The sequence below is a fragment of the Pseudomonas sp. ICMP 561 genome, from assembly GCF_002699985.1.
Lineage (GTDB): Bacteria > Pseudomonadota > Gammaproteobacteria > Pseudomonadales > Pseudomonadaceae > Aquipseudomonas > Aquipseudomonas quasicaspiana.
This window is the reverse complement of record NZ_LKBT01000037.1, coordinates 1-3,535: the sequence shown is the minus strand read 5'-3', so window position 1 is coordinate 3,535 and position 3,535 is coordinate 1. Positions and strand designations below refer to the sequence as shown.

The window sequence follows — 3,535 nt, the reverse complement described above, 5'->3', positions numbered from 1 at the left end:
GAAGTGGACGAAAGTCACTCGGTGGGGCATGACCGGAATAAGAGTGTGGGGAATAACGAGACGGTGACGATTGGTGCGGATCGCGTTCGGGCGGTGCAGTGTAATGACGTCCTGCAGGTTGGCGGCACCAAGAGCGACAGCGTCAGTACCCAGTACTTGATCGAGGCCGGCGCGCAAATTCGTCTGGTGTGCGGTCAGAGCGTGCTGGAAATGAACGCCAGCGGCGAGATCAACATCTCCGGTACTGCATTCAAACTCTACGCCAGTGGCAAGGGTGACATCGACACCGGCGGGCGACTGGACCTGAACTCCGGAGGCGCAACGGCCCTGGATGCCAAAGGCAAAGGCATCAAGGGCACGATTGATTCATTGGTTGCTGCTTTTTTTCCGAAGAAGCCAGGCGCGTGAAACCAGGGGTGCATTCAGATATTGGATGGCACCTGGTCCGGTCCGCCAAACTGGTGAAGTATTCTCAAAGCCGTGCGAACCATCGGGTCCCATAGCCCGTTCTGACTGCTCGATGGTTCACCGGCCCATCGGGTGTCCGCCATTAGCTCTGTCTTGTTAGCTTCCATCTGTGCTTTGAGCTCTGTGGCTACAGGGCTCATGTCAATTTCAAATAGCCCGGCATATAAACCTGTCGGCTCCGAGTGCTTCTCGCTCAGGAAGTACCGGTAACACAACAACCATCTTTGGGCCATATAGATGGCGCGGTTTCGGTCAGGGTAGGTCCTCAGCATTTTTAGCAAAGCCTGAACGAATTGCTCCGGAAAATCCGGATCGCCGATTTCGCGCCAATAAGGCAGGATCAGCAATTTGAAGGCGACGGGGACGTTCTGCGGTTCGTCGTTTTCGTCCTTGGTTTCGAGAAAGTAAAACGGCTCGCCCACCAGGAACTTGTCGAGTTCGTCGTTGGCCAATGCCAGAGCAAGAACATTGTTTGGGTCGTAGGTCATTGGATTCTCACTGCTTTTTGCGTGGCCATTACCACGTCAGGGTTATTGCCGTGATAGATGGGCACCTTGTCCAGTACGCCCTCGCGCATTCCGCCTGGATGGGTCACGCCGCCCGGTCGCCACAGATTGTTAACACCACCCTCGTTGCCGGTTGGCATCAGGACTTTTGGGGCATCGAGGTTCACCATATATATTTTTTCGCCTACTAGCGATCCGGGCTCGTACCCCAGTGCGGACTCCAGCACTGACACATCACCGCTCTTTTTGTAAGCCGCCACCGCGCCTTCCATGTCGGATTTAGCCATGACGAATTTACTCGGGTTGAATCCGTCGCGGCTTGAAGTGACGACCTCAGTCTCTGTAAACAGAAAGCTGCCGCCTTCCTCGAATTTTTGCAGGTGTGCGTCTATGTAAGACTTCTCTAGATACTCGTGAGGCGGTGGTCGGCTGCCTTTCGGCATGCTCATGATTTCTTGTTCAGTCCGGCCAGGCAGGTAACGTGGGTCCTTGCCGAGCCTTGCCATTTTCGGGCTTAGGCCCAGCATTGCCATACCCGCCACACCCTGCAGCAAGTCTCGGTAGCCTGGCCCTAGCCGATCACCGAGTTCGCCCAGCAACGCCATGCCGCCCATGGTCGCGCCACCAATCAGCAGCGCAGTGCCGAGCGCAGCCCAGCCGGCCATTGCCGCCAACACCAAACCGCCTCCGGCGGCCAGCAGACCCAGCGCTTCAAGGCCGGTATGCATCCAGCCTTCAATATCGAGGACGAACGCAACCGCGATTGTGGGGCCGCCAATAAAGGTGTCGTCGCTACCGCTTTTGATGTGGGCACCGCAGACCATTTTGCTGTGCAGCCGGGCGGCGGGTTTGCCGTTGATATAGACAGTGGCGCTCCCTTCAGCGATCAGTACGGGGAATGGCCAGTAGGGATGGTTGGCCGGGAAGCCGCTGCATGATGAAGACGCATCCTCACCTGCCCGCATTGCCTCGCGGTCGTTTATGTAGACGTTGAAACTGCCCCTTATGAGCGTTCCTGTGGCGGGTTCGGGCAAATTGAAGATCGTACTCAGACCTTTGACGATCTGGAACATCGATAGCCCACCCGCAGCCACAGAGCCAGCCATGATCGCCAGGGCTACGCCACCGGTAGCGACGGTTGCGGCGATGACTGCAGCACCCACCATCGCGCCAATAACTGCCCCACCGATCATGGCCGCGACACCAAAACCGTGGGCTATTTCGTCGCCTAAACGAGCTGCTGCTTGTGCATCCATGCGCTGAAAAGTTCTTGAGTGGATTAAACAGCCGGGGGTAAAGGCATCATGGATTGCATAGCCTGTTTCCAGGCGGGTTCATGATGGATGAGGTCATCCACGGTCGTCGTCAGTGTTGTAATCAGCACGGCGGGTTTACGTTCGACAAACACCTGGCGGAGCATCAACTCACGACCTTCGCGTTGCCAACTGTAATCGAGGAGTGTTGCAGCATGGGCATGTAGAACGAAATCCCAACGCTTGATGAGTTTGAAACCGGGTAGCTGCTGTTCAGCGCTCGACAGTTGAGCCTCGATGTAATCAGCAAACAGCGCGTCGCCCTGGCTAGGGTCACGGCTGATAACAAAGCTGGCTTCTTTCGCAGTGCCTACAGCTGGCAGCTTGAAAATATTGATGCTTTGATCCTGCCAGTTATCAGGGATGTCCAGGTCAGCTTCCTGCAATCGGTATAGCGTCATGGGGCGGTCCACTTTCCATGGTAGAGGGCGGGAGCGGCAAAGCTTCACGTAATGTCGACGAACTTTCAAGGTGTCGACGGCCTATGGTTCTGCTGACCGTGGCACGGTTCTCATCCGAGCGCTCATGAAGTGAAAGCCGCATGGTCATTCGATTGATAAACCGGCCCTTGGACGCATGAACCAAATACCACCGTTAGGGCTACGCAAAGACAGTAATCGCCGCGATACTATCCCCCCGGAGTTCTTACGGACCAGCCCCATGCAGCTCACCCAAGCCACACGCCTGACCAAAATCAGCAGCCCTCTCGGGGCCGACGTCCTGTTGCTGAAAACCCTGGCTGGCGCGGATGAACTGGGTCGCCCCTTCGACTACAACCTTGAACTGACCTCGTCTGATGGCGCCATCGACCTCAACCAGTTGCTGGGCAAACCCATGAGCCTGTCGCTGCGCCTGGATGACGGCAGCCAGCGCTACTTTCACGGGATTGTTGCGCGTTGCAGTCAGGAGGTCGGCCAGGGCCAGTTCGCCAGCTATCAGGTCACGTTGCGCCCTTGGCTGTGGCTGCTGACACGGACGTCCGATTGCCGGATTTTCCAGAACCAGACCATCCCGCAGATCATCAAGCAGGTCTTTCGCGACCTGGNAGCCGCCCCTATCGGGAGTGGGAGTACTGCGTCCAGTACCGCGAAAGCAGCTTCGACTTCGTCAGTCGCCTGATGGAACAGGAAGGTATTTATTACTTCTTCCGCCATGAAAAAGACCGCCACGTGCTGGTGCTTGCCGATGCTTATGGCGCACATCAAAACGCACCGGGTTATGCCTCGGTGCCGTATTTCCCGCCTGATG

4 protein-coding genes and 1 pseudogene are annotated in these 3,535 nt (G+C 56.7%); 2 read left to right on the top strand and 3 right to left on the bottom strand.

Annotation, left to right across the window (positions count from 1 at the left end):
* The coding region (locus AO242_RS21925) for a bacteriophage T4 gp5 trimerisation domain-containing protein (protein WP_441343364.1) at positions 1-408 on the top strand (408 nt) is incomplete at its 5' end.
* 14 nt (positions 409-422) lie between these two features.
* On the opposite strand, the gene AO242_RS21920 is transcribed toward AO242_RS21925, so the two are convergent.
* From AO242_RS21920 to AO242_RS21910, 3 genes are read right to left on the bottom strand one after another with little or no spacing between them, the layout of a single operon-like run.
* Positions 423-956 (bottom strand): hypothetical protein, encoded by a 534-nt coding sequence (locus tag AO242_RS21920; RefSeq protein WP_099270360.1) that lies wholly within the window; start codon positions 954-956, stop codon positions 423-425.
* Positions 953-2,230, bottom strand: coding sequence for a PAAR domain-containing protein (locus tag AO242_RS21915; protein ID WP_099270359.1), 1,278 nt, complete (start codon positions 2,228-2,230; stop codon positions 953-955). The genes AO242_RS21920 and AO242_RS21915 overlap by 4 nt, the downstream gene beginning before the upstream one ends.
* A 23-nt stretch (positions 2,231-2,253) precedes the next feature.
* Entirely contained in the window at positions 2,254-2,688 is a 435-nt protein-coding gene (locus AO242_RS21910) for a DcrB-related protein (RefSeq protein ID WP_099270358.1), read from the bottom strand.
* Between the two features lie 259 nt (positions 2,689-2,947).
* Between AO242_RS21910 and AO242_RS21905 the strand changes: the two are divergent.
* Positions 2,948-3,535: pseudogene (locus AO242_RS21905) on the top strand (type VI secretion system Vgr family protein); the annotation flags it as partial.

Coding starts and splice junctions, on each gene's coding strand:
- AO242_RS21910 (WP_099270358.1), bottom strand. CDS start 2,688: ATGACGCTATACCGATTGCAGGAAGCTGACCTGGACATCCCTGATAAC.
- AO242_RS21915 (WP_099270359.1), bottom strand. CDS start 2,230: ATGGATGCACAAGCAGCAGCTCGTTTAGGCGACGAAATAGCCCACGGT.
- AO242_RS21920 (WP_099270360.1), bottom strand. CDS start 956: ATGACCTACGACCCAAACAATGTTCTTGCTCTGGCATTGGCCAACGAC.